16 protein-coding genes, 1 tRNA gene and 1 pseudogene are annotated in these 19,417 nt (G+C 58.2%); 5 read left to right on the top strand and 13 right to left on the bottom strand.

The window, feature by feature from the left end:
- Window positions 1–59 precede the first annotated feature (59 nt).
- The 3 genes and pseudogenes from AC0V6O_RS08885 to cpdR form a co-directional block, all read right to left on the bottom strand.
- Window positions 60–1,281 (bottom strand): annotated as a pseudogene (locus AC0V6O_RS08885) (NADP-dependent isocitrate dehydrogenase).
- 438 nt (window positions 1,282–1,719) lie between these two features.
- Window positions 1,720–1,794: transfer RNA gene (locus AC0V6O_RS08880), tRNA-Val, on the bottom strand.
- Between the two features lie 97 nt (window positions 1,795–1,891).
- Window positions 1,892–2,281 (bottom strand): cell cycle two-component system response regulator CpdR, encoded by a 390-nt coding sequence (gene cpdR / locus AC0V6O_RS08875; RefSeq protein ID WP_472638918.1) that lies wholly within the window; start codon window positions 2,279–2,281, stop codon window positions 1,892–1,894.
- Between the two features lie 94 nt (window positions 2,282–2,375).
- Here cpdR and AC0V6O_RS08870 point away from each other — a divergent pair, with 94 nt between their 5' ends.
- The gene (locus AC0V6O_RS08870; protein WP_486143327.1) at window positions 2,376–3,371 is read left to right on the top strand and encodes an N-formylglutamate amidohydrolase; all 996 of its coding nucleotides are present in this window, start codon (window positions 2,376–2,378) and stop codon (window positions 3,369–3,371) included.
- Between the two features lie 258 nt (window positions 3,372–3,629).
- Here the strand turns inward: AC0V6O_RS08870 and AC0V6O_RS08865 are convergent, their stop codons facing one another.
- Both AC0V6O_RS08865 and AC0V6O_RS08860 read right to left on the bottom strand, forming a co-directional pair.
- Window positions 3,630–4,418, bottom strand: a complete 789-nt coding sequence (locus AC0V6O_RS08865) for a SapC family protein (protein WP_472638917.1) — start codon at window positions 4,416–4,418, stop codon at window positions 3,630–3,632.
- 109 nt (window positions 4,419–4,527) lie between these two features.
- Entirely contained in the window at window positions 4,528–5,958 is a 1,431-nt protein-coding gene (locus AC0V6O_RS08860; protein WP_486143325.1) for an FAD-binding oxidoreductase, read from the bottom strand.
- Between the two features lie 153 nt (window positions 5,959–6,111).
- Between AC0V6O_RS08860 and AC0V6O_RS08855 the strand changes: the two genes are divergently transcribed.
- Complete coding sequence (locus tag AC0V6O_RS08855; protein ID WP_486143323.1) at window positions 6,112–6,768, top strand: hypothetical protein; 657 nt, start codon at window positions 6,112–6,114, stop codon at window positions 6,766–6,768.
- 167 nt (window positions 6,769–6,935) lie between these two features.
- Entirely contained in the window at window positions 6,936–8,417 is a 1,482-nt protein-coding gene (locus AC0V6O_RS08850) for a DEAD/DEAH box helicase (RefSeq protein ID WP_486143321.1), read from the top strand.
- Window positions 8,418–8,750: 333 nt separating this feature from the next.
- On the opposite strand, the gene AC0V6O_RS08845 is transcribed toward AC0V6O_RS08850, so the two are convergent.
- From AC0V6O_RS08845 to AC0V6O_RS08830, 4 genes are all read right to left on the bottom strand, one after another.
- Window positions 8,751–9,278, bottom strand: coding sequence for a DUF7282 domain-containing protein (locus AC0V6O_RS08845; protein ID WP_486143319.1), 528 nt, complete (start codon window positions 9,276–9,278; stop codon window positions 8,751–8,753).
- Between the two features lie 79 nt (window positions 9,279–9,357).
- Window positions 9,358–10,353, bottom strand: a complete 996-nt coding sequence (locus AC0V6O_RS08840) for a hypothetical protein (RefSeq protein ID WP_486143317.1) — start codon at window positions 10,351–10,353, stop codon at window positions 9,358–9,360.
- A gap of 108 nt (window positions 10,354–10,461) precedes the next feature.
- A complete protein-coding gene (locus AC0V6O_RS08835; RefSeq protein WP_486143315.1) occupies window positions 10,462–11,091 on the bottom strand; it encodes a hypothetical protein in 630 nt (209 codons plus the stop codon).
- Window positions 11,092–11,137: 46 nt separating this feature from the next.
- Window positions 11,138–13,456: an ATP-dependent helicase gene (locus AC0V6O_RS08830; protein WP_486143313.1), complete on the bottom strand. Its 2,319-nt coding sequence runs from the start codon at window positions 13,454–13,456 to the stop codon at window positions 11,138–11,140.
- Window positions 13,457–13,797: 341 nt separating this feature from the next.
- Here AC0V6O_RS08830 and AC0V6O_RS08825 point away from each other — a divergent pair, with 341 nt between their 5' ends.
- Entirely contained in the window at window positions 13,798–14,154 is a 357-nt protein-coding gene (locus AC0V6O_RS08825; protein WP_486143311.1) for a hypothetical protein, read from the top strand.
- Window positions 14,155–14,190: 36 nt separating this feature from the next.
- Here the strand turns inward: AC0V6O_RS08825 and rsmD are convergent, their stop codons facing one another.
- The 4 genes from rsmD to AC0V6O_RS08805 all read right to left on the bottom strand — a co-directional run bounded on the left by rsmD (window position 14,191) and on the right by AC0V6O_RS08805 (window position 17,577).
- Window positions 14,191–14,778: a 16S rRNA (guanine(966)-N(2))-methyltransferase RsmD gene (rsmD, locus tag AC0V6O_RS08820; RefSeq protein ID WP_486143309.1), complete on the bottom strand. Its 588-nt coding sequence runs from the start codon at window positions 14,776–14,778 to the stop codon at window positions 14,191–14,193.
- Window positions 14,775–15,605, bottom strand: coding sequence for a pseudouridine synthase (locus AC0V6O_RS08815; RefSeq protein ID WP_472638908.1), 831 nt, complete (start codon window positions 15,603–15,605; stop codon window positions 14,775–14,777). Before AC0V6O_RS08815 ends, rsmD begins: the two co-directional genes overlap by 4 nt.
- 75 nt (window positions 15,606–15,680) lie before the next feature.
- Window positions 15,681–16,382 (bottom strand): DUF6445 family protein, encoded by a 702-nt coding sequence (locus AC0V6O_RS08810; protein ID WP_486143307.1) that lies wholly within the window; start codon window positions 16,380–16,382, stop codon window positions 15,681–15,683.
- A gap of 10 nt (window positions 16,383–16,392) precedes the next feature.
- A complete protein-coding gene (locus tag AC0V6O_RS08805) occupies window positions 16,393–17,577 on the bottom strand; it encodes an aromatic ring-hydroxylating oxygenase subunit alpha (RefSeq protein ID WP_486143305.1) in 1,185 nt (394 codons plus the stop codon).
- Between the two features lie 100 nt (window positions 17,578–17,677).
- Between AC0V6O_RS08805 and AC0V6O_RS08800 the strand changes: the two genes are divergently transcribed.
- Entirely contained in the window at window positions 17,678–19,411 is a 1,734-nt protein-coding gene (locus AC0V6O_RS08800; protein ID WP_486143303.1) for an AmpG family muropeptide MFS transporter, read from the top strand.
- Window positions 19,412–19,417: the final 6 nt, after the last annotated feature.

Genomic DNA, 19,417 nt, shown 5'->3' with positions numbered 1-19,417 from the left:
AAGCGGCGCTAAGGCATCACCAGCCATCCGCGCCGCTCCTGTTTCAAGCAAGATCGATATTACGACCAGTTCGCCATTTCCTTCTCAAGGTTCGTGACGATCGCCTCGAAGAACTGCTCGGTTGTCAGCCAGTTTTGGCTTGGGCCAATCAGCAATGCGAGGTCTTTCGTCATCGCGCCGTTTTCGACGGTTTCGATGCAGACCCGCTCAAGCATTTCAGCAAACTTCACCACTTCAGGCGTCTCGTCGAACTTGCCGCGATACATCAGGCCGCGGGTCCAAGCGAAGATCGATGCAATCGGGTTGGTCGAGGTCGCCTTGCCTTGCTCGTGCTGACGGTAGTGACGGGTAACGGTGCCGTGTGCGGCCTCCGCTTCCACGGTCTTGCCATCAGGAGTCATCAGAACGGACGTCATCAGGCCAAGCGAGCCGAAGCCCTGAGCTACAGTGTCGGACTGAACATCGCCGTCATAGTTCTTACAAGCCCAAACGAACTTACCGCTCCACTTAAGGGCAGAGGCAACCATATCGTCGATCAGGCGGTGTTCGTAGGTGATGCCTGCTTCGCTGAACTTGGCAGCGAACTCATTTTCATAGACCTCTTCGAACAGGTCTTTGAAACGGCCATCATACTTCTTCATGATGGTGTTCTTGGTCGAGAGATAGACCGGCCATTTGCGATCCAGACCATAGTTCATGCAAGCCCGCGCGAAGTCGCGGATGCTGTCGTCCAGGTTGTACATCGCCATGGCGACACCCGATGACTGGAATTCATAGACATCAAGATCGATGTTCTGGCCATCTTCGCCTTCGAATACGAGGCGCAGCTTGCCCGGGCCAGGGATCAGCGTGTCGGTTGCGCGGTATTGGTCGCCAAAGGCGTGACGACCAACCACGATTGGGTCGGTCCAGCCCGGGACCAGACGCGGTACGTTGTCGATCACGATTGGCTCACGGAAGACAACACCGCCCAGGATGTTGCGAGATCGTGCCGTTTGGCGAACGCCACATCTGCTTGAGGCTGAACTCTTCAACGCGGGCTTCATCAGGGGTGATGGTCGCGCATTTCACGCCAACGCCGTATTCCTTGATCGCGTTCGCTGCATCGACGGTGATTTGGTCGTCGGTTTCGTCGCGTTTCTCAATCGAGAGATCGTAATACTTCAGGTCAACGTCGAGATACGGCAGGATCAGCCGTTCGCGGATCCATTGCCATATGATCTTTGTCATCTCATCGCCGTCGAGTTCAACGACCGGGTTCTTGACCTGGATTTTTTGCATGGGAGGTGTCCCGTCCTTCATTGGATTTCGTGTGTTCGGATTGTGTTAGATAATCCCTGATCGCAGGCCTTAGCAGCTTTTGCCCGTGCCTCAAGCGTCAGCATGCCCCCAAATACCATTGTTTTGCGGGTTTTCGTACCATTCACGGCTACTATCGGTTCATCGCAGCTGGAGCACGCTTGGAGCACCTAGAACACAGTCTTAGCGTGAAAATCCAATCGATCACACGGGGCCTGTTTGATCGGATTTCTCGATAAATGGTGAGGGCTGAGCATGCGTCCCGTTATATCCCGACCCATGTGGAGTAGGAAAGTGATTGATCCGCGTACCGATGCTTCGGTTTAGCGCCAATTCCAGCGCGTACGCACACATCCACAAAGCCGCACTCGCGCAAACAAAAACCCGCCGGGTAAGGGCGGGTCTTCGTGAGTTTCATGATGGTGGGCGTACCAAGATTTGAACTTGGGACCCCTGCAATGTCAATACAGTGCTCTACCCCTGAGCTATACGCCCGCACCATCAGGAATGCCATGATTGCTCATAGCGGAGCGGCGCATTAACGCGGCTCTTTCAATCGTGCAAGCCATTAGCTCGCGCGCGCACTTAAAATCTAAAGACTCGCCTCGCGCTGCTCTTCAAACACACGCTCCACCTCAAGCACGAGATCGCGCAGGTGGAATGGTTTGGAGAGCACTTTAGCATGCGGCTGTTCGCGGCTTGCGCGCAGGGTAACGGCGGCAAAACCAGTGATAAACATCACCTTGGTGCGCGGGCTGATCTCGGCGCAGCGCTGCGCCAGTTCAATCCCGTCCATTTCCGGCATGACAATATCTGACAGAAGCAGGTCAAAATGCTCTTTTTCAAGCAAAGGCACGGCCTCGGTTCCCCGATCCACCGTCGACACCTCATAGCCGGCATTGGTCAATGCCCTCTCTAGATAGGTGCGCATGGCTTCTTCATCCTCGGCGAGGAGGATCTTGGGAGAGGGGTTTGTCGTCATGCGAATCCAATAGCACCGCGAGCTTAAGAAATCCTAGCCGAAGATGCGATTGCCCTGCTTTGAGACATGGATCATCGCATTTACTGTATTTGGGATGTTTTTGACTTGGCCCGCGAAAGCAGGCAGCAAACCTGTGGCTATGGTTTTCGGCAAACAAAATCAGGACGATTCGCGCCGTGAAAGCGGCGGCAGGGTCGCGGGCGATGCCCATGGCCCAGCGTTCAGTTTTTTTGCGCCAGGCTCCATGCCTTTGCCGGTTATTGTGGCCGCGCCGCATGGCGGGCGGGTATATCCGTCCAAAGTGGTCGCGGAAATGCGCGATCCTGAACTTTCGGCCCTGCGGTTGGAGGATCGCTATGTCGATCTGTTGGCGAGCCGCATTGCGAAGCAGACCGGCACCGGTTTGATGGTGGCGCATGCGCCGCGTGCGATGCTGGATCTCAATCGTTCCCGCGAGGATGTCGATTGGGGTATGATTATCGGCGATGATAAGCCGAATGTTCGCAATTCTCAGGTTAATCGCCGCGCGCGCAGCGGGCTGGGGCTTGTGCCGCGCCGCTTGCCGGGATTTGGCGAGATATGGCGCAGCGCTTTGCCGCGTAGAGAACTTGATCAACGGATCGACAATATTCACCGGCCTTACCATGCGTTTCTTACCCAGGAGCTGGAGCGTATTCGCGATCGTTGGGGCGCTGCGCTGCTGGTTGATCTGCATTCCATGCCGCCGCTGCGCCGGCCGGATTCGCAAACCCGCGCGCCCAAGGTGGTTCTGGGCGACAGATTCGGTGCATCTTGCAATGGCGGCCTGATTGACCGCGCGTTCCGCTATCTTGAGGGGCAGGGCTATTCCGTGGCGCACAACCGGCCCTATGCGGGCGGCTTTGTGCTCGATCGGCAATCATCGCCGTCGCGGGGAATCCATGCGGTGCAGGTTGAGGTGTGCCGTTCTACCTATCTGGATGACCGGATGGCGGAACCCAGCGCAGGCCTAGGCCCGATGGCAAAAATGCTGGCAGGACTGGTGCGAGAGCTGGGCGCGGAAACAGCGCGCCTGGGCGATGATGGGCGGTTTGCGCAAGCTGCCGAATGAGCGCGGCTTCTACCCAGGCCGTTCCGCCTTCTCTTTCTGAGCCTTCGCAAACAAGCGAATGAACCCACATAAAAAACCACCCCGTGCAAAATTGCACGAGGTGGCCAAGGTTCAGGGAGGATCGCGCCAATCGGCGCGGTCTGTCAGCTCGGTCATGAGGGCAACCTTGCTGACACCAAATAAATAGGGCTTGGCAAGAGCTCGTTCAAGCCCCGGCCAAGCCCTGAGTGCTTCGTTAAGAAAGCTGCGTCGCGTAGATCAGTTGACCGTAGCTGGCGCAGGTGTTGGTTCAGGCATCTTTCCCTGTGCGGTTTGACGCTCAAACAGGGTGCGCATCAGGTTCAGCGAGAACAGGTGAGCGTGGATCAGCAAGATCATGCCGTTCTTGTTCAGCGCCTCCAGTGTGTCCGCTGGCAATTCACGCAATTTCTTCTCATCAACCATGCGGAAACCGCGATAAACAAATGGATTGTCAGGCATGTCATTGCGGGTGATCGCAATTTCGCCATCCATCAAAATATCGAGCTTTTTCAATTCGTCCAGGAACGCACGAGTGCGCTGGCCGGACTCTTCGAACTTGCTGCAGAAATCGAGCACGCTCTTGGTGTATTCGCTGGATTCGCCTTTGTCGTCGAACAGTTCGTTGCCGTCTTTGTGATCGCCAACGACGCCAGAGCTTGGGTCGAAGCAGAGCGAGAGTTCTTCTGAACCCTCCTGCAGTTTAGCGAGCATGAAGGGATAGCGGCGCACGTAAGCTGGCACGTAATTGTCAGCCATCATCTTGCCGTCGTCACCGATGAAGGTGTTCACGCCTTCGTTAAGACCCATCAGTGCGATCGGCAGTGGGTTCTCGCCAGCGGTAAACACAATCGGGTAAGAACGCTGGGCATCGACGAACTCGTCAACCGTCAGAGGGATTGCGTGAGTGTCGGCAAGGAAAGACGCATCGTCGAAAGGCTTTACCTTCCAATCCTTGTGCTCCTTGCTGTTAAGCGGGAGCAGGTCTTTGTAAAACAGTGGAAGCTGCGGCTGAGGCGCGCTGGCCATGACGGTTCTCCGAATATTACGGTGCTGAAAAATGTGGGCGACTGGATAGCAAGCTATAAGCCGAACGGGCCGCGCTGTAGGCGTTCATGCGCCCGTGCGCAAGCGCGGTTCAATGATTGATGAGCAGCTTTCCCGGGTTGAACAGTGATTTGGGGTCGAGCGCCTGCTTTACGCTACGCATAATTGTGAGCGCGGCGGGATCGCTCAGCCGCTCCAATTCATGCACTTTAAGCTGCCCGATGCCGTGCTCTGCGCTGATTGAACCACCCCATTCGCACACCATTTCATAAACGAGGTTGGAGATTTTCTTACCCTCGGTCTCTTCCCATGTCCCCGGTGTGGCGCCGGTGGGGGCGAGGACATGAAAATGGACATTGCCATCGCCCAAATGGCCAAAGGCCGCCGCTGTGGTACCGGCAAAGGCGCCTTCGACCGCCGGAATCGCCTTAAGGATGAATTCGGGCATTTTCTCCACCGGCACAGAGATATCGTGCTGCATCGCTGGGCCGATGGCGCGCTCTGCAGCAGAAATCGAATCGCGCAGCAGCCAGAATTGCTCCGCCTGCGTTTCATTCGCGGCGATCGCGGCATCTTCGAGCAATTCCTGCTCGAATGCGTCGGCCATAATAGTCTCGACCTGCTCGCGCAAGGCGTCTGCATCCTCGGCGGTGGAGACGAACTCGATAAGCGCATACCACGCGTGGCGTTGACTCAGCGGAGAGCGTGCATCGGGCAGGTGATCGAGAACGTTGATCAGGCAGTGATCAGGCACGACCTCAAAGCCCTCCAGCGTGTCGCCCAGCGCGCGGTCTACATGGCGCAGCAGCGTGCGAGCCGCCGTGATGCTGGATAGGCCCGCCCATACGGCGATCCGCCCGCGATGCTGGGGTAGCAGGCGCAGGTTCGCGGCGGTGACGATGCCCAGCGTCCCCTCTGATCCGATCAGCAATTGTTTGAGATCAAACCCGCGATTGTCTTTCTTAAGCGCGGTCAGCCCGTCAAAAATCTCACCATTGGGCAGCACTGCCTCCAGCCCCAGCACCTGAGCGCGCATCGTCCCATGCCTCAGCACCTGCGTGCCGCCAGCATTGGTGGAGACAAGCCCGCCCACCGTCGCAGAGCCCTTACCGCCGAGCGTCAGGGGAAAGCGCATCTGCTTGGCCTCAGCGGCCTCGTGTAGGGTTTGCAGGATCACGCCCGCCTCGCACACGGTCTGGCCGGCATCGGCGTCCATGCTGAGGATGGTGTTCATACGGCGCAGCGACAGCAAAATGGCCGCACCGCTCTCATCCGGGGTTGCGCCGCCGCACATGCCGCTGTTCCCGCCTTGGGGAACGATGGGGATGGAATGCTGCGCGCACAGTTTGACCAGCTCGGCCACTTCCTGCGTTGAGGCAGGTGAAGCGAGAGCGAGCGCCCGCCCGGTGTAGCGCCCACGCCAGTCTGTCAGCCATGGCTCCAGCGCATCATTGTCCTGCGTGAAGCCTTTGGCCCCGAGCAATTGCGCCGCTGCGGCGAGGAATTTATCGTGGTCCGTCATTGCGCGCGCTATGCCACACAGCGATGCGAATGCTCCAGAGTTTTGTAATCAAACTGACAATCAATTAAGCCGCCATTCAATTCTAGATGCTAAACGCGTCCAATCGAGCAAGCCCACAGGGGGGTGAGCGACACTTTTTAGGAGGCCCAGACCATGCAAGGCATGCTCGCATTCGCGGCCCCAATTGCGTTGCCAATCACCTTGTTTGCCGCGCTCGCCTCGCAAAGCACGGGCGTTGCCAATGCGGCTCCTGCGCCTTTTTCGCCGGTTCCGGTTGAAACTCAGGCGCCCGATGTCGCCCCGTCCAATGCGCTGAGCGATGAGCAGAAACCGCCGCTGGCCAAATCGCCGGCAAAGACGCGCAGTCAGTCTGACATTCCCGTTTCCGCCAATCCGCTGAACGCGTGGCAGCAGACCAACACCGCCCATCAAGTGCGCATTGAGCAGCGGGTGATCATCCGCATTTCGCCTAAGCGCCCGAGCCGGGGCAGCCAATTGCTGGCCGACCTCCCGCGCCAGGGGCTCAACACCCGCTATGAAGAGCGTAAGATGGACAAATGCCTTGCGGTGGAAGACATCGCGGGCGTGCAAACCGGGCGGGGCAATCGTCTGCTGCTGTTCCTGCGTGACCGCCGGATCATCTCGCTCAACCTTGAAAAGGCCTGTCTTGCCCGTGAGTTCTATTCCGGCTTTTATGTCGAGAAGAACGATGACGGAAAGCTGTGCGTCTCGCGAGACAAGTTGCAATCGCGCGCTGGTTCAAAATGCGAAGTTGAACGCATGCGGCAATTGGTGGCCGTCAAAGACTAGCTGCCGCACAGCGCCGGGCGTGGCTTCGCCGTCCAGCCAAGCGCCCATTTCCTTGACTTTACGGCCAGTTTCGGCGATTGGCGCAGCAATTCTTGCATGAAGGGTTCATGTGAGATTTTGACCGGCAGCGAGCAAGCTGCCCGCTATATCCGGAAAACACGCTTATAATGACTTTCGCCGATCTCGGCCTCTCACCTGAATTGCTCAAAGCCGTCGAAGACGCAGGCTACACTGAGCCCACTGCCATCCAAGCAGAGGCGATACCGCCCGTGCTGATGATGAAAGACATCATCGGCATTGCGCAAACCGGCACGGGTAAGACCGCCAGTTTTGTGCTGCCCATGATCGACATCATGGCCAGTGGCCGCCGCCGCGCACTGATGCCGCGCTCACTTATTCTTGAGCCCACACGCGAACTTGCCGCCCAAGTTGCAGAAAATTTCGAGAAATATGGCAAGAACCACGACCTGAAAATGGCGCTGCTCATCGGCGGCGTCCAAATGGGGGATCAGCTCAAAGCGCTGAACGAAGGTGTCGATGTTCTGATCGCGACTCCAGGCCGCCTGATGGACCTGTTTGAGCGCGGTAAGATCCTGCTCAATGGCTGCGAATTGCTGGTCATTGATGAAGCGGACCGGATGCTCGACATGGGCTTTATTCCGGACATCGAGTTCATCTGTTCCAAACTGCCGGAAACCCGGCAAACCATGCTGTTTTCAGCGACCATGCCGCCGCCGATTGCAAAATTGGCGAAGACGTTTCTGTCCAATCCCAAGCGGATTGAGACGGCCCGTGCAGCGACCACCAACAAAGATATCACCGCCTTTAAGGTGAACGTGGAGCAGCGCGCCAAGCTGTCCACTCTGCAATGGCTGCTGCGCAACGATCTGGTCGAAACCGCGATCGTTTTTTCAAACAAGAAAATGACCGTTCGCGAACTCAATAAGAAGCTGCAGAACGACGGTTTCCGCAGTGGAGAGATCCACGGCGATATTGATCAGAACACGCGCCAGAAAGAGCTAGAACGGTTTAAGTCGGGCGATATCAATATCTTGGTCGCCTCTGATGTGGCCGCTCGCGGGCTCGATATTAAAGGCGTTAGCCACGTCTTCAACTATGATACGCCGTGGCATCCGGATGATTATGTCCACCGGATCGGCCGCACGGGCCGCGCCGGGGCAAAAGGCCGGGCGTTCACCTTTGTGACGAAATCCGACGCAGAGGCGATCGACAATGTCGAGAAGCTGACCAAGAACACAATCCCGGTGTTTGGCAAAGACGACGTTCGCGTTGAGATTGCTGATCCAAAAGCATCGAAATCCTCCGATGATGAGGGCGAAAAGCCTGAGAAATCGGAAAAACCCGCCCGCCGCTCTCGCTCTAGAAAGCGTGACGAGGACGGTGATACGCAGGACGCACCGCGCGAGGCAAAGAAAGAGCGCAAACCGCGCCGCGCCCGCGAAGAGCGATCAGATCGTGAAGAGCGCCCGGAACGCGCCAAACGTGAAGAACGACCAGAACGCGTTGAGAAGGCAGAAAAGCGCAGCCGGGGCGGACGCCGCCGCCGCGACGAGGACGATGAGCCAGTGCCAGCGGGCGAGTGGAACGGTCCAAAGCCCGGCTTCCTCGACATGGGCTTCAAGGATTGAGAAGCGCGGATTGCTCCGCACCCTTGTAGATTTTTTGAAAATTGGGTGGGGTTACCCATTTCCTCGGTGCAATTGGTTGGTATGAAGCCTTTGCGACCCGAGGTTCGAGCATCGAACCTGCACTACACGCCCCGCCGCGGAAACGCGCGCGGGGCTTTTTTGTGCTCGAATGTTCAAGAATATTAAGTTGAGTAAGGTCGTCTTGGTCAAAGACCTCAAGCGAGCTCGTTTTAGGGGTTCACATTGCCGCGCTGAAGACGATGAACCAGCGCGAGCGAGCGAATGGAACGGTCCAAAGCCCGGCTTTCTCAATATGGGCTAAGGCTTTTCGGCCTAGGGCACCGCCACAGCGTGGGCGATCATGCGATTGCCCTCAAAGACGGCGCGGTCCTCAACATTGGTGTCGTCGACGAAAACGAAATCGAACACGCCGTCGGTGTTGCTGTCGCTGTGCAGCATCACGATATACATCGCGCCGCTTTCCGGTGTGGGATTGAGAGTGATCGTCACATCTTTGTTGGTACCGCTTTTGATGTGGGTGTAGCCCGCGACATAGTCGCCATTGGGCTTACCATCGATAAACGGATGCATGACCAGCCAGCCATCGCCGTCGATATGAACCTCTGAGAATGTCAGCGTTGTTCCATCACCGCGGCGCACCGCGCTGGTCCGATTGGTGATCCGCTGTTCGGTGTAGGGGCGTTGCTCCTCAGCTAGCTTTAAATCTTCGACTATGATCCAATTGGCTTCGCCATTGCCCAGCACGATGCCGCCGGGATTGGCCTGCTCCTGAGCGGTGGCCAGCGGCGCGGTAAGCGAGACGCCGATAAGAGCCGCGCCGCCAAGTACAGATTTAAGCATGATCATAATTTTCCCTATGTCGAAGGCCGTTGTCTGAAGTCTGGCACATTCTGAACCATAGAGGAAGTTGGAAGCGAACCTAGGCGCTCTTGGGTTCATGATCTTTCGCCAATTCGGCTAGGAACGCGGCGCTTTCATCCAATCGCAACGCCACGCCGGAAATTGCCTTGGTGCGGCCGAAAAGCGTTGGAACGCTGATCGGATGTTTCAGGCGCAGACTGCAATTGGGCGAGGACATAATTGCGAGGTTCAAGACCTCTTTGCTCTCCAACTCCTCGCTCGTGAAACTGGTATGAGTTGACTCGATCGAGCCGCGCGAAATCTCAAAATCATAGAGCATTCCGCTGCGCACCCGCACGCTGTCCTCCGTTAGCAATACGGGATTGATGCGGAAGCTTTTGAGCTGTGCCATCGTCCAGATCACGCCCCAAATGCTCAGTGCGAGCAGTACCCAAGCGACCGTTGGATTCCACAGCATCAGCAGGAAGTGAACTACACTGATCTCGATCAGTTGAAGCACCAGGAACGTGGCAATCATCGGTGTGAGGTAGGTGTGATAGGCAAATGCGCGCGCTCCGGCGGGCACATCGACAGGCGCGCCCCAGCGCAGCAGGCCGAGGCTCAGCATTTTTGATTCTGTCACCACCTGTTTGACCAATGGCTTTGGCAAGACGCGCTCAAAGCCGGCGATGATCGACCCGGTTTCGCGGTAGGCGGAGACAATGCGAAGCGCGCACATCACCAAATAGAGGGCGAGGGTAGCACTGGCGGCGATCAACACGTGCGAAAGCGCAAAGTACTCTGCGCGAACTGGTGCAGAGGCACCGATCAGAACGACAATGCTGGCTATGGATAGCGCACCGATCACCTGGAAGAACGCAGGCTTGTGATCGTCCGCCTTTGCTATCAGGGCGAGCAGCAGCGCATCGGCGACAATCCAGGCGAAAAGGATGGCGGCCCAGCCTGAATTTGCCTGTGCCCAAGGTGTGAAGGTGAGAAACCTGGCCAACGCGATAGCGGCCAAGGGAAGCAGCAGGGGCAGGCCCCTCGCTATTGGCTTAGGCAATGCTCGCATGATCGGCTCCTCCTGCTGTGTGTGCAGTGGATAATATAACGGCGAAGCGGTGCCAATGCGATTTCACGCATCGTGTGTTGCGAGAGCCTGGAGAATGCAGGTTCGACTTTACTCTTCCGGATCGGTCGATTGCTCAAGGCGGTGAGAAAGAAGGCCCAAGCACATGATCGGGCCTGTTCTTGCTTCCTGCGCGGGGTCGACAATCAAGCCCAACGAGCCGGCGGGTAATTCGCCTTCAAAGATGCGCTGTTCCTCAGCCTCTATTGGAGCAATTTTCGCTCCGCGGACATCGCACTGCTCTGCTATTTTCAGAAATGGTTCAAGATAATCTCGCGGACCTACGCCGATTACCATTGGCCCATCTTCCGGATCGACTGAGAGCTCGAAATGGTTCGCAGGGAGATCGCATGATGTCTCTTCCGAGTTGTCACCAGAATCGTTTTTCAACGAAGTTGCCACAGGTGTTAGTTCGTCCCAGAGATCGTCAGAAGACGCTGGCAAAGGCAACGAAAAGCTCGGGAGCAGCCTTACAACCGTCGTTTCGCCTGCACTTCCAGTGCACGAAATTTCCCACCCATTTTTTGTGGCGATGCTCTCAATGAGCTCAATTTGGGGTGGCATTCCGGATGCCAGAATCGGATGCCTTGAATCCACGCGTGTCATTAGCTCTGGACCGAGTTGAACAAAGGCAATTGCGCTGAGCCCAAAGAGGGCGAGGAGCCAAAATACAATTCTCATCGCTTTTGACTAACCCCCATTCTAATACGTCCGAAGATGAACCGGATCACCCAGCCAGTTTCACAAAGCTGTCGAGCACGCGTTTTGTGCCATACTCCTCGAACTCGATCTCCAGCTTGTTGCCTTCCTGATCGGTCACACAGCCGGTTCCGAATTTCTCGTGATGAACCATTGCGCCGATGGTGATGTCGCTGCGCGGTTTGGCGGCAAAACTGGCGGCGGAACGGGTGTTCTCGCGCATGCGCTTTGGCTTGGTATCATAACCAGAGGAAAGTGCGCGCTGCCATCCGGGGCCGCGATTTTCCGCCTTGCCCGGCTGCGTTTGTGCGACATGGGCGAACGGGTCGTCCTGCTCGCTCCAATTGGCCTGCCACAGGGATGCGCCGCCGGTCATGGTTGTTTCCTGATCGATGTGTTCGTCGGGCAATTCCTCAATAAAGCGCGAGGGGATCGAGCTGGTCCATTGGCCGTAAATCCGACGGTTGGCGGCGTGGAAGATGTGGCATTTGCGCCGGGCGCGGGTGATCGCGACGTAAGCGAGGCGGCGCTCCTCCTCCAGGCTGGCGAGGCCGCCTTCGTCGAGAGAGCGCTGTGATGGGAACACGCCTTCTTCCCAACCGACGCAGAACACATGGTCAAATTCCAGACCCTTGGCCCCGTGGATCGTCATGATCGTGATGGTCTCTTCATCATCGCTGCGATCATTGTCCATCACCAGGCTGACATGTTCCAGGAAATCGCCGAGCGTCTCGTACTCCTCCATCGCGCGAGCGAGCTCTGAGAGGTTTTCGAGCCTGCCAGCGGCCTCTGGACTGCGCTCGTTTTGCAGCATGTCGTTATAGCCGGTTTCATCGAGCACCAGCCGCAGTAGATCGGCCGGGGTCAGCTCATCCGCGCTTTCGCGCCAGCTGAGGAATTGCCGCATGAGCGCGCCAATGGTGTTTGCCGCGCGCGCGGGCAGCTCGTCACTGTCAGCCAGATCGAGCGAGGCAGCGGCCAGCGGCATGCCAGTGCGTCGCGCATGGCTGTGCATTTTCTCCAGTGTCTTTGCGCCAAGTCCGCGCTTTGGCTGGTTGTAAATCCGCTCAAAGGCGAGGTCGTCTTGCGGCTGAGCAATTACCCGGAGATAGGCGAGGGCGTCGCGAATTTCGGCCCGCTCATAAAAGCGGAAGCCGCCGATGATCCGGTAGTTGATGCCGATCTGGATGAAGCGGTCTTCAAACTCGCGGGTCTGATATTGCGCGCGCACCAAAATGGCGACCCGGTCGAGCGGTGCGCCTTCGCCCTCCAGACGTTCGATCTCTTCGCCGACCCGGCGGGCTTCCTCTGGCGCATCCCAAACGCCCACGACTTTCACTTTGTCGCCTGCGTTCACCTCGGTCCAAAGCGTCTTTTCGTGTCGTTCGCTATTGGCGCGGATCAGGCCAGAGGCCGCGCCAAGAATATGTGGGGTGGAGCGATAGTTCTGCTCCAGCCGGACCACATGCGCGCCGGGGAAATCCTTTTCAAAGCGCAGGATGTTGGCAACTTCCGCCCCGCGCCATGAATAGATCGACTGGTCATCATCGCCGACGACACAGATGTTCTTATGCTCCTGAGCCAGCAGGCGCAGCCACAGATATTGGACGGCGTTGGTGTCCTGATATTCGTCAACAAGGATATATTTCCAGCGCTGCTGATAGTCGGCCAGCACATCATGATGCTTGCGGAAGATATTGAGGATATGCAGCAGCAGATCGCCAAAATCGCAGGCGTTGAGCGCGATCAGCCGATCCTGATAGGCGCGGTACATCGCTTGCCCCCGGCCATTGGCAAAGGCCTCGCTATCCCCGGCATCGAGATCGCCGGGGTTCAGCCCGCGGTTCTTCCAGCGGTCGATCAATCCCGCCAGCTGACGCGCAGGCCAGCGCTTCTCATCAATATCCTCGTCCCGGATCAGCTGCTTTAACAAGCGCAGCTGATCGTCGGTGTCGATGATGGTGTAATTGGATTGCAGGCCAACCAGCTCCGCATGACGGCGCAGCATCTTGGCGCAGATCGAATGGAACGTGCCGAGCCACGGCATACCTTCAACACTTTCGCCCAGATGGCGCGCAACCCGCTCCCGCATCTCGCGCGCGGCCTTATTGGTGAAGGTCACGCACAGGATTTGACTGGGGTAGGCGCGCCGGGTGGCGACCAGGTGCGCCAGCCGCGCGGTTAGCGCCGCTGTCTTGCCAGTGCCAGCCCCCGCCAGCATTAGCACTGGGCCCTCTGTCGTCAGCACAGCCTCACGCTGCGGCGCGTTCAATTGCGCGGCATAGGCCGGGATCGGTGCTCTGTCGGGCGGCGGAGCGTTGGCGGGTATGGCGTGGGGTTCTGTCATAACAATGCTGTGAACAAGTAGAGAACGTGATCGCGCCCCGCAAGCACGCATATTCGTTCATGCACGCCTCTTCTTGAGGGAAATGTGCAATCCAAGCGTACTATTTGCGAGCCATTCTCAACCCATCGCGCTTTCGCCACGCATGACGCTTAGCCGTGCGTTGGACGCGCTGCGTGCTCGGCCAAAGCCTTCGCATGGGACAAAACCATCGCCATAAGAATGGGGCTTGCTCAAGAGGGGAACTCGTACGGGCAAGCGGGTCGCGTTCGTTAGCGCTTGGGACAACTTTAATGGAGATTCCCATGCGTAAGTCTTTTTCACTTTTTGCCAGTGCCGGCCTGATGGCATTAGCAATTCCAATTGGTTCAACCGCGCTGGCTCAGGACGAAGCAGCGCCATCCACATCCACCGAATTGTCACCTGATCAAACGGCCGCTTATGACAGTTGGCCACCTGATCAGCAGGCCGCCTATGACACGTGGCCAATGGAGACGCGCGGATATTACTGGACACTCTCGCCTGATCGTCAGGAGCTGTTCTGGCGCCTGTCGGACGAGGATCGGGTGCTGATCACCTCCATGAGCGGACCGGACCGCGAATCGACATGGCAGGTGATTGAAGCGCGCGCATCAGGTGCAGCGGAGCCTGCACCGGCCTCCGAAGGTGAACCGGCAGACGCGCCGCCACCAGAAGGCTGAGAGTAAGGTGTGATCGGTCAAGTCCGGCCGATCATATCAATTGGAGCGAGCGGCGGGAGGTGCAGTGTCCTCTGCCTGAGGTGGATTTGCGCGAAACAGCACAAGTTTGCCTTTGCCGACCCGCCGTTCCGCTTCGATTTCCAATCCCTTGACCGAGACGTCTTCTTTGGCTGCCACTTCCAATGCGATCCAGGTGGCTGGGCCAATCCAATTGAGACGTTGAAACCGGTCCAGCGCGACCATTCCCGCGCCTGTAAAGTAGGGTGGGTCCATTAGAATCAAATCATACGATGCACGCGCCGGTCCCAGGCTCATGACAGAGCCGCCTTGCACATCGGCGCGGTCTCTCGCGCCCAGCGCCGCAATATTCGCGCGGAGCGTGTCGAGCGCTGCGCGATCTTGTTCTACAAATAGGCAATGCGCGGCCCCGCGAGAGAGCGCTTCGAGGCCCAAAGCGCCGGACCCGGCGAACAGATCTGCGACGCGTAGGTCTTCAAAGCTGCCCAGGCGACTGCCCAGCATACTGAACAACGTTTCGCGTGTCCGGTCAGCCGTTGGCCGGGTTGCATCGCCTTTAGGGGCGGTAACTTTGCGCCCGCGCCATTCGCCTGCAATGATCCTCATTGGCTCTGATTATCCTGCTTATTTTGCTTACGCGCCTGTTTCAGCGTGCTGACAAAACGGTCAAGATCGCCCTTGCGAATACGCACGGCCTGGCCGCGTCCCAAATCAGCCAGCTCAAACGGTCCGTAGGCGGTTCGGATCAGGCGGCTGACCTCCAGACCGAGATATTCCAGCACCCGGCGAACTTCGCGGTTCTTGCCTTCCGTAATGGTCATTTCGATCCATTGATTGCGGCCACCGCCTTTGCCGCCGTGTTCCTTGTTCGCATTGATTGATCCGTAACGCACACCATCGATCTCAATGCCTTCGGCCAGAGCTTCGAGCTGTTCCTGCGAGACGTCGCCGAATGCGCGCGCGCGGTAGGTGCGGGGTATGCCACTGGCGGGCAGCTCCATTTGGCGCTTCAGTCCGCCATCATTGGTGAGCAGCAGCAGCCCTTCGGTGTTCAGATCGAGCCTGCCGATTGGCATCAATCGCGGCGTACCCTTGGGCAGGGCATTGACCAGCGCATCATAAATCGTTGCTCGGCCAGTGAAATCACGCTCCGCCGTCAGCAGCCCGGTTGGCTTATGAAAGGCATAGAGCTGCGATGGTTCAATCGGGCCGACCGCTTTGCCATCGACGGCGACACCGCGCAGGTTGGTGAGGAAGGTAGCGGGCGTTTCCACCGGCTTGCCATTCAGTGTGATGCGGCGATCATCGATCATCCGTTCAATCTCGCGGCGGCTGGCAATGCCTGCGCGTGCGAGCAGCTTGGCGATGCGGTCGCCCTCTGGGCGGTCTGCCGACCTTGGCGTTTTGGGGGGCGTTTTGGGAGAGTTTGTCATGGCTGGCTCGCGCCTAGGCCGTCCGCGGGCATCGCGCAACAATCTCGCGAGGTGTTGGGCCCGCCTAAGGGACGCCTAAGCCGTGCCGATCAGGAACGCTGTAACGGTTAGGCGGCTGTCATCTGGCAGCGGCGACCCCGGAGAAAGTGCCTCGGGCGGGTGAGGAATATGGCCAGAGTGCAAGCGGCATCCGCGATAGAGGATCAATCGGTCAGGTTTCGCCTCAACTTCGCCAATCATCTCATAGCGGTCGCTATCGCCGTGGTGATAGCTTGCGGGCGGTGCGCCAAATTCCGCATCATCCTCGGCCAGGCCTTGTTTGTAAGCCTGCGCCCGCTCCGCCGACACGCTCTCAAAGCCAGTGCGCCTGTGGCGATAAAAACTGGTCCCGCCTTGGTCCGCCCCTTGAGTGTATTGCACCACGGCAACCAGATTGGCCTCTGTGCCGTCATAATGGGGGATACGTTGAGGCGGGGAGAGTTTGCTGGGCGGTGTCGTAACAATCGAAAAGGCGCAGCTTTCGATGGTGATTTGCTTGGTAAGGCCAAATTCGCGAGCGAGCGCTTCAGAGAGCACTTGCCCCTTGGAGCTTAGATAGTTCGGATCAAGCGGGCTGCGAATACCCGGATAGCCCTGAGCTGGCGCATAGCTGGCTCGGCGCCCGATAGTGATCAAGCGCTCCAGCTCTCCAGAGAAGCCATCAATGATCACGACTGGCTCGGCCTCTTTGCCAAAGCGGCGCACTTCATAGCTCTGCTGTGAATTGACGGTGTTCATAGAAAGGGCTTTACGCGCTCTCGGCCATGGCCGCTGCAATGGCCTCGTCAAAGCGGGCAATGCCGCCTTCCAGTGTGCCAAGGGTGAGGTGATCAATCGCGCCGCTTTCGAGGCCCTGTTGCCCCAATTCTGCTGCGCGGAAGTCTTCGCTGGCGAACACGCCGCCATCCAGCAGATCCCAACTACGCTCCCAATGGCTGCGCGCTTTGTCGGTCTGCGGTTCCTCCGGGATCAGCATGAAATCCTCAACCAGAGTGTGATTGTGAGCGCTGGGCATCAACACCATGACGTTCACATAATCGGGGCTGGGGACAATGACGGTCGCAGGCAGCAATTGATAGGCAAAGGTAACCACCTGACGCAGCTGCGCCATGTCCTCAAAGTCCAGGCCCTCCATCTCTTCCAGCCGCCCAACCGCAGAGCGTTGATGCGGGCCAACATTATCGCCGCTGGTCACCCCATCCTTAAAGAACGGGCCAATGGTGTTCGCGTGCAGGCGGGTGACATGATAGCTTTCGAGGAAGGCATCCATGATCAGCTTCCAATTACCCGCAACCGAATGAGTCTTGCGACGGAACAGATGGGCCTGATCCATGCCAAAGGCGGCAAAGTCTTCGCCCAATGTCTTCGCGTGGCTGAAGTCTGCTGCCGCCTCCGGAGCAAACCAGATCAGCCCGCCCGCCTCAAGGGAAGGAAGCTCAGCCAGCCCATGCGCGCTCTTATCGAGGCCGGGGAAAGTCTCTGCACGGGGCAGGGCGAGCAGCTCCCCATCCAGCCTGTATGTCCATGCGTGATAGGGGCACACCAGACGGCTGGTGCATTGCACTTCATCGCCCTCGACCAGCCGCGTGCCCCGGTGGCGGCAGACGTTTAGGAAGACATGCACCTTGCCGCTGCCATCGCGGGTAATCAGCAAAGGGCGGCCCGTGCCATCATGCGGCACAGACATTCCCGGCTCTGGCAACAAGGCGGAGGGCGCGAGGACTTGTGGGAGCCGGTCAAACAGTGCTGCTTTCTCTGCCGCGAAATGCGCAGGAGCTGTATAGAGGCTCGCAGGGAGCGTCTTGATCCCATCTTTTGGCCGCGTGCCGCCCGCCTTGATTTGCTCGGCCAGGGCCAATTGGCCAGCCGTTGGCCGCAGGATTTGGGCCGGACTACCTGCTAAAGGTGTTGATGGCGTTGTTGGCGCGTTCATCGAAGCGTTCCTATTCCTCTCATCCGCGGGTAGTGTCGCAGAAATCGGTCAAGATCGAAAGACCGGGATCGCAAGACTGGGATCGAAAGGACGTTCGAATATGTCAGAGGCAGCGGCCAAGGCGAGTAAACCGGGCTGGGCAGAGGTCTTTCGCGCGATGGGCCAGAAAAAGACCGGCTATATGGCGCTGTTCGGCTTTGCCAGTGGTCTGCCCTTTGCATTGTTCCTGGGCACTTTGTTCGCATGGCTGAGCGATGCTGAGGTTGATCTGGAGACGATGGGCGTCTTCTCACTCATTGGATTGGCCTATGCGTTCCAATTCCTGTGGTCGCCGCTGATCGACAAGGTGAACATTCCCGGTATGCGCCGCCTGGGCAAGCGTAAGCAGTGGATCGTGCCCTCGCAATTGCTGCTGGGTGTTATCCTTGTGTCACTCGCGCTCAGCAATCCCACCAACGAAAGCATCGGCTGGTTCAGCCTGCTCGCAGGGATTGGCGCTTTGGCCAGCGCGACGCAGGATATCGCGATCAACGCCTGGCGGATCGATGTCGCTGACGAGAAAGCGACGCTCGATATCCTCTCCACCGTCTATCAAATGGGATACCGGCTGGCCGCATTGGTTGGCGGGGCACTGGGCCTGATTGTTGCCGCGCGGATCGGCTGGCCTCAGACCTATTTGCTGATGGGAGCGATCCTGCTTGGAATTGGCTTTATCGGCCTGTTCGCACCTGACAGCGACAGCAAGAAACTGGCCGAGGGACAGCCTGCGATCGTCGATGAGCTGTTCGTGGGCCTGCGCAAACAAGGCGAGCTGGAGCCCGGCATTCGCGCGAAGGCGCTGCTGGTGGTTGGCGGCTTATGGGCGGGCGCAATCGGCGTCGTGCTCACCTTCATGTATATGTCTTTGTTCTACGCGCCAGAGGACCGCCCGAACCCGACGGAGTTCACTGTCAATTGGGGGCCATGGATTATTGTTGCGACCGTGGTGGTGCCTGCGTTGATCGCGGGTTGGCTGGCGAGCCAAAAGAAACAAGGCAATTATCTGCTCGCCGAAGATGCGCCCGCGCCGCAGGGCAGCGGTTTTGTAATGGATCACCTCTACCGTGCGCTCGTTTTGCCATTGGTTGAGTTTGTCGGGCGCATCGGTTGGTCGCTGGTGCTGATCCTCTCGCTCGTCCTGACCTACCGGATTTGCGACGCGATCTGGGGCAGCTTTGCCTATCCGTTCTATCTCGGAGAGCTGGAATACACCAAAGACGAAGTCGCCTTCGCCTCGAAGTTCTTCGGCGTCGGTGCAATTATCCTTGGCCTCGCGCTGGGCGGCTTTATGCTCACCATGATGGGCCGGATGCTGACGCTGACGATTGGCGCTTTGCTCGCTGCGCTCACCAACCTGCTCTATGCCGATCTGGCGCTCGGCGGGGCGAATATGCAGGCGGTCAGCGATGCAGTTGGCTTCTCCTGGGCGATCAGCCAAGTGCCCGTCATCGGCAGCCCGTCGCTTGCCAAGCTGACCTTCACAATATTCTTTGAAAACCTTGCCATCGGCATCGCTGGCGCGGCCTATATCGCGTGGCTATCCTCCATCGTGAACAAGAATTTCAGCGCAGTGCAATACGCTTTGCTGTCCTCGCTCACATTGCTGGTCGGCACATTGGGGCGCGGCGCATTGGGCGAGATGATCGAGGATCAGGGCTATTACGATGTCTTCATCCTGACGACGCTGATCGGCTTCATCGCGGTCGCCCTGTGCCTGGCCGAATGGTTCCGCCAATCGCGCAGCGGACCGACCGGCTCCGGTGTCGTCACACCAGAGGCGCAGCCAGCGGAGTAGGCTCCT

The sequence above is a fragment of the Erythrobacter sp. JB2-19 genome (genome assembly GCF_057365005.1).
Note: the sequence above shows the minus strand (reverse complement) of the source record. Positions and strands in the feature narration are given on the sequence as shown.

Coding starts and splice junctions, on each gene's coding strand:
- cpdR (WP_472638918.1), bottom strand. CDS start 2,281: ATGACGACAAACCCCTCTCCCAAGATCCTCCTCGCCGAGGATGAAGAA.
- AC0V6O_RS08870 (WP_486143327.1), top strand. CDS start 2,376: ATGTTTTTGACTTGGCCCGCGAAAGCAGGCAGCAAACCTGTGGCTATG.
- AC0V6O_RS08865 (WP_472638917.1), bottom strand. CDS start 4,418: ATGGCCAGCGCGCCTCAGCCGCAGCTTCCACTGTTTTACAAAGACCTG.
- AC0V6O_RS08860 (WP_486143325.1), bottom strand. CDS start 5,958: ATGACGGACCACGATAAATTCCTCGCCGCAGCGGCGCAATTGCTCGGG.
- AC0V6O_RS08855 (WP_486143323.1), top strand. CDS start 6,112: ATGCAAGGCATGCTCGCATTCGCGGCCCCAATTGCGTTGCCAATCACC.
- AC0V6O_RS08850 (WP_486143321.1), top strand. CDS start 6,936: ATGACTTTCGCCGATCTCGGCCTCTCACCTGAATTGCTCAAAGCCGTC.
- AC0V6O_RS08845 (WP_486143319.1), bottom strand. CDS start 9,278: ATGCTTAAATCTGTACTTGGCGGCGCGGCTCTTATCGGCGTCTCGCTT.
- AC0V6O_RS08840 (WP_486143317.1), bottom strand. CDS start 10,353: ATGCGAGCATTGCCTAAGCCAATAGCGAGGGGCCTGCCCCTGCTGCTT.
- AC0V6O_RS08835 (WP_486143315.1), bottom strand. CDS start 11,091: ATGAGAATTGTATTTTGGCTCCTCGCCCTCTTTGGGCTCAGCGCAATT.
- AC0V6O_RS08830 (WP_486143313.1), bottom strand. CDS start 13,456: ATGACAGAACCCCACGCCATACCCGCCAACGCTCCGCCGCCCGACAGA.
- AC0V6O_RS08825 (WP_486143311.1), top strand. CDS start 13,798: ATGGCATTAGCAATTCCAATTGGTTCAACCGCGCTGGCTCAGGACGAA.
- rsmD (WP_486143309.1), bottom strand. CDS start 14,778: ATGAGGATCATTGCAGGCGAATGGCGCGGGCGCAAAGTTACCGCCCCT.
- AC0V6O_RS08815 (WP_472638908.1), bottom strand. CDS start 15,605: ATGACAAACTCTCCCAAAACGCCCCCCAAAACGCCAAGGTCGGCAGAC.
- AC0V6O_RS08810 (WP_486143307.1), bottom strand. CDS start 16,382: ATGAACACCGTCAATTCACAGCAGAGCTATGAAGTGCGCCGCTTTGGC.
- AC0V6O_RS08805 (WP_486143305.1), bottom strand. CDS start 17,577: ATGAACGCGCCAACAACGCCATCAACACCTTTAGCAGGTAGTCCGGCC.
- AC0V6O_RS08800 (WP_486143303.1), top strand. CDS start 17,678: ATGTCAGAGGCAGCGGCCAAGGCGAGTAAACCGGGCTGGGCAGAGGTC.